Origin of the sequence: Bacillus sp. C30 (genome assembly GCF_040838255.1) — a bacterium.
Lineage (GTDB): Bacteria > Bacillota > Bacilli > Bacillales > Bacillaceae_G > Bacillus_A > Bacillus_A mycoides.
In genome coordinates this window covers 1-5,034 of the sequence record NZ_JBFPJH010000244.1, presented here as the reverse complement: position 1 = coordinate 5,034, position 5,034 = coordinate 1, and the positions used below count along the sequence as shown (strand labels likewise).

Here is a 5,034-nt window from a genome sequence, read left to right as displayed (position 1 = left end):
ACGAAAAAGTTACAATCCTAAAGATTTTTTATCAGTTTTCTGGTTGGAAACATAACCAAAAGTTACATGATTGGTTGCTTGCTGATACTGATTCATTACAAATGTTCTATAACTGGACGATTGTCCTTGCTAAGAACGGTTGGACAGATGTTTATGATGATCATCGTCAATTTGAAAATGATGAATCGAATGCAATGGCAAGAAAGACATATGAACGGGCGGTTATACATGCAAGGAAAGGAGCATGAGGGTGATCAGTTTCCATTACACAGATAAAGAAATAAGCAACATTCTTAAAACACTCACAATCGTAATTGATACTCGTGAGAATGTAAATGGCCATATTCTTGATTACTTACATCAAAAGGGCATTCTAATTAAAAATCAAAAATTAGATACTGGTGATTATGGTTGCATGATTCCGAAAAATGAAGAGTTAGGCATTCCTCGTGATATTTACTTAGATAGCCGAGTAGAAAGAAAAGCACACATGGACGAGATCACAGGTAACTTACAAAAGGATACCCAAACAGCATTTGAAAATGAGTTAATTCGTTCGAAAGACATTCCATTCACTCTAATTGTGGAGGACCTTAAAGGCTATGAAAAAATGTTAAAAGGTCAGTATCGTTCGAAATACAATCCGTTAGCATTACTTGGAAGACTTAATACATTTAAAGCGAAGTACGGTTTTGAAATTGTTTATTTAGATAACAAGTACAGTGGTAATTGGATATATCATCATTTTTATTATCAAGCAAAACATTATTTGAAAACAGGAGCTTTTTAATATGGCATATTCTCGTGAAGAACAAGAAACAACTCTAGTTTTTGAGACAAATACAGGACAGTGGAGTGTTTACTCTACTGTTTCGAAACACATCCGAAAACTTAGTAATCTATGTGAATTACAGACCTTAGAAGAAGAGGGCGGGCAATCGATAGCGGTAAAAGGTGTATTGCAAGAAAAACAAGTCAGTATGAAACAAGTTCGTGTGATGTCTGAGGAACAAAGACGAAAGGCTGCGGAACGTTTGGCGAAGGTTCGAGAAAAGTAAGGAGAAACAAAAGTGTTATTTGATAAGTATGTTTACACAGAAAGACAAGAGCACTAAATATAGCACTCTTGTTTGGAAGAAGGGAATTATCTTGATTGAAAAATGCCCTAATGCACTAATAGTTTATGTTTACCTTGTTAAATGGTTCCTAAAACCAAAAAAGAGACGACTAGCAAAAGCTAACCGCCAACAAAGGAAGTAATAAACACCGATACGAATGGGTGCGCTCGGTATTTATATTATTGATAAACACAATTATCTTATACATGGATAGAGTGAAAAGGGTTGGAAACACCAAAATTAGTTAAGACTAATTTTAATCAAATTTGAATAAAAACGTTATTTTAATGGAAAGGGAATATGAATATATATGAAAAAATACCTACCTAATATGGGGAAAGCGCACGTGGTTGAAGGTGAAACGTTACTATTTCCGTTTAGAACATTATCAAATGAAATTTCAAAAGTAATAGGTGAAGTAGTGGCGTTTGGTGAAACAAATGATGGTTTCGAATATATAGAGGTGAATGTGGGGGCTAAAAGGAACAAACAATATGTAATTTAACCAAAAATTCATTTCTTATGAAAAAACGACTGTATATAATAAGGGAATTTAACTTTTAAATCTTGTCCGAATGCAATAGGTCATGTGGACGGTAAGTTGTCTAAAAACGTGTAATAACATTGTATAAAACGATTCATACGCTTTGAGGTGAATTTAAAGAGGGGAAAAACGATGAAAAAGCTTAAAAAACGAAAAATAAGGAAAGCAATCGCTCGTAGAGCTAAATCATTTGAAAAACATCGTGTAAAAACAGCATGGAGAAATATATTTGTGCAAGCTGGCATCCTAAAACAAGAGAGGTGGCATACACATTGCTAGAATGGTTAAAAGACTATCAAAAATTAGAAGATGAAATCATCTATTTAGAAAACGATTTGGATAGAAGTAAGAAAGAATTAAAACGCTGGGTGTATGGTGACTTGCAAGGGATAAGGTTAACTGATGAATCAAAAGGAGCAAAACTGGAAGAGCGTATTGCTGTACGTGAACATGATTTAGCTTACAAGATGAATGACATGTACGAATTAAAAAAAGTGATTCAATCATTTAAAGGATTAGAGCATAAGGTTATGTACGGTAAGTATGTGGAGGGCATGACGTTAGAAAGAATTGCTGAAGAGTTAAACTACAGTCCGCGTTATATCTATAATAAACACTCACAAATAAAGCGTATGATTGAGTATGCTCAAAAGCTAGGTTAACAAAATATTAAGTTCACTTCAGTTCATGTTAACTATTGTAAAAAGGATTTATAGTAGTAACATAAAGAATTGACGAAAGGGTAACGGGGATACAATTGTTTTTTCACTATGTAAAAATGCAACCAAAAGCCAAAATGTTTTTGGTTAAAGACACAAAAAATACTTGTGAGGAATTGTACAGGTGTTATAGAATAATGAAAAATCAGTGAGGTGCCCATCATGAATGACAAGGAAAAGCGAATTCGTATTTTAGATTTACAGGACAAGCAATGTCAAACATGTGAATATCAAATGCAACCATTGAAAAAATGTATCCAACATTGTTCGATAGGCCAAGAATTACAAATGTTAGCGAGAGAATTATTCGCAGAAGGTAAGAGGCACAAATCTAAAGAAGATTGGGATGAGATTTGTAAACAAGCTGTTAAACTATATGAGCGAGGAGTTGGAAATACTATCATATCAAAGAAACTAGGGTGTCCAGCTAGTACTTTACGCGATCAATTGAAAAGAAGGGGATTATGGCAAGGAAAAACGCAAGTCGAGATACAAGAACAAAGTCGGAAAAAATGGAACGATTGGTGTCAAAAAGCATTACAATTAAGAAAACAGGGATTTAGTGATTCAAAAATATCTCAACATCTGGGTGTGTCTACATCGAACTTGCGGGAACATATGAGTAAACGAGGTCTCAATTCCGAATCGTTATAATACAAACTTTGAAAAAAGTAGTTAGCAAAAGCGAAGCGTCCGGCACAGTGGAGGGTGAGTATACGCATGGTATTTAATATTTATCCAAGGTAAAGTCATCGTACAAACTCTTGAAAAAATGGTTATAGTAATAGCATAGAGATTTGACGAGAGGGTAATTGATGTTCAGTTACTCTTTTTTAATACATCTGAATTTGTCTCTTAATACAGGTAATATATATGATTCTTGTTTTTTCTTTTTTCAGTTAGAGTAATCATGTGTATACGTGGATAGGAGAGGCAGAATTTGATGCGAGTGAAAAAGGATATGTTAAAGCAATGGAAAGCAGATTTTCAGGCTATTCAAGAGGAAAAAAGAAGGAAGAAAAGAGAGAAAAAGAATGGAAAATATAATATTCCGGGTCAGACAGCTGACTTTATGAATAGAGAAGATACATATTATAAAAAGAATGGGGTATGGAAGCAAAAGGGGAAATAAGTCCACGAGCCGACGTTGAACTATAAAAGTATAGATAGGTGAAGAAATGAAGAATGCAAAGAATATATAAGTGTGGTAGGTTAGTTTGGGTATAGGGTTATCTTTGTACATCCTTCACCCTTCTGAAAGAAATGCTGGAGGCCACAACAGTTGCAGATAGGTATAGGTCATGCTTAGGAATGGGAAGGTAATAAATATGAGCTGTGTATGCATCTGTTGTGTAGCCATTTTTAGTATATACACCAAATTGGTGTTTTAAACCAAAAATATTATGGGTAATTGTCAAGTTTCCATTATAAATGTATATGTTATAGTGTAGAGGAGCATAAATACAACTTCTAATAGCACGTTGATTACGTGTTTATTTTGTTTTATTTACCAAAAAAACGTAACTGTTTTGGTAAAGTAAGCATACATTGTAAGTATAGGACAACCGCTTAGTTGGTACCTATTCACTCATAGAACTCCTTTTTATACTAAATAGAGTTCGTTTAAGGGCAGCTGTTTCTTTGGTTGCTCTCTTTTTGTATGAACATGTTTTATTTATATGTCTTCGTTGTATAAAAGAAGCATATATATGAAAAATGGACATATAAAGTATATAAAAATATATGATGAATTGGTCATTTTGACAAAGTAAGGAGTGAGGATACGGATGGGCAGCTCTTCCAAAATTATTTTATCAAATGGGAAAGAATATATTGTATCGATTCAGCTTGGTGCGTTGATAGGAAAGACACTTGTAAATGGAGAAGGGGAATTTCTTAATACTTTTGTTGTGTTGCTTCATATAGATGTGGAAACAGGAAAAGAAATACAGGTGGCTTTAAATCCGCGGTATATAGTAGCAATTGAAGAATCTAGTATAAGACTACAACCTCATGTACCTTCAGTATTTAGAATTGAAAAAATAAATAAGGATTTAGAGTGAAAGCATCCATCTGGGTGCTTTTATTTTTGAGGCGGAGTGAGAACAAATGACGGTTTGGAATTAGTCAAGGAACATATTAATCCACAAAAATTAGAAAAATCCGTTATAACCATAATTGGTATTCGGAATGTTAGGGTACTTTTACTATAACAAGAAGCACACAAACATTGAATCATAAAGATGACTTTTTGCAAATGAAGGGATAAGTGTAAAGATGGTTAGAGTTCTATGTATTGTTAGGAGAGGTAAAGCGGAATATATGCAACGAAAATATATAGGAGTGAAGGAATAAAGAACGACTGTATAACTGTTACAAAAGAAAATGATGGTTTATTTTTACTATGAATTATACAGAATGTTCCTTGTCCTTCGTGAAGTGACTGAAAGGATGAAGCACATACATATTCATACATTTCAAAGATGTAGAATAGCCAATTGGGGTCATTCAATGTACAAAATCATAGCGAATGCTCTTCATCCACTCTTATTATTTATTTTTTTGGTTTTGTATACCAAATAAATGAATATAAATTAATAAATGCCCAAATGGTGTCTTAATGGGAAAGATAAGGAGTGGAGAAGATGGAACA

8 protein-coding genes and 1 pseudogene are annotated in these 5,034 nt (G+C 33.6%); all 9 read left to right on the top strand.

What is annotated here, in order from left to right; translation table 11 throughout:
• Positions 1–248: pseudogene (locus AB3X49_RS17520) on the top strand (hypothetical protein); the annotation flags it as partial.
• Between the two features lie 2 nt (positions 249–250).
• Positions 251–790 (top strand): ERCC4 domain-containing protein, encoded by a 540-nt coding sequence (locus AB3X49_RS17515; protein WP_367963683.1) that lies wholly within the window; start codon positions 251–253, stop codon positions 788–790.
• Position 791: 1 nt separating this feature from the next.
• Positions 792–1,058, top strand: coding sequence for a hypothetical protein (locus AB3X49_RS17510; RefSeq protein ID WP_367963678.1), 267 nt, complete (start codon positions 792–794; stop codon positions 1,056–1,058).
• Positions 1,059–1,428: 370 nt separating this feature from the next.
• Positions 1,429–1,623: a hypothetical protein gene (locus AB3X49_RS17505; RefSeq protein ID WP_367963676.1), complete on the top strand. Its 195-nt coding sequence runs from the start codon at positions 1,429–1,431 to the stop codon at positions 1,621–1,623.
• Between the two features lie 171 nt (positions 1,624–1,794).
• Positions 1,795–1,941, top strand: coding sequence for a DUF3983 domain-containing protein (locus tag AB3X49_RS17500; protein WP_367963674.1), 147 nt, complete (start codon positions 1,795–1,797; stop codon positions 1,939–1,941).
• Positions 1,935–2,324, top strand: a complete 390-nt coding sequence (locus tag AB3X49_RS17495) for a hypothetical protein (RefSeq protein WP_367963671.1) — start codon at positions 1,935–1,937, stop codon at positions 2,322–2,324. Before AB3X49_RS17500 ends, AB3X49_RS17495 begins: the two co-directional genes overlap by 7 nt.
• Positions 2,325–2,543: 219 nt before the next feature.
• Complete coding sequence (locus AB3X49_RS17490; protein WP_367963668.1) at positions 2,544–3,035, top strand: hypothetical protein; 492 nt, start codon at positions 2,544–2,546, stop codon at positions 3,033–3,035.
• A gap of 289 nt (positions 3,036–3,324) precedes the next feature.
• Positions 3,325–3,513 carry a hypothetical protein gene (locus tag AB3X49_RS17485; protein WP_367963680.1) on the top strand — a complete coding sequence of 63 codons (189 nt, stop codon included), beginning with the start codon at positions 3,325–3,327 and terminating at the stop codon, positions 3,511–3,513.
• Positions 3,514–4,168: 655 nt separating this feature from the next.
• Positions 4,169–4,444, top strand: coding sequence for a hypothetical protein (locus AB3X49_RS17480; RefSeq protein ID WP_367963666.1), 276 nt, complete (start codon positions 4,169–4,171; stop codon positions 4,442–4,444).
• The last annotated feature ends 590 nt before the right edge of the window (positions 4,445–5,034 follow it).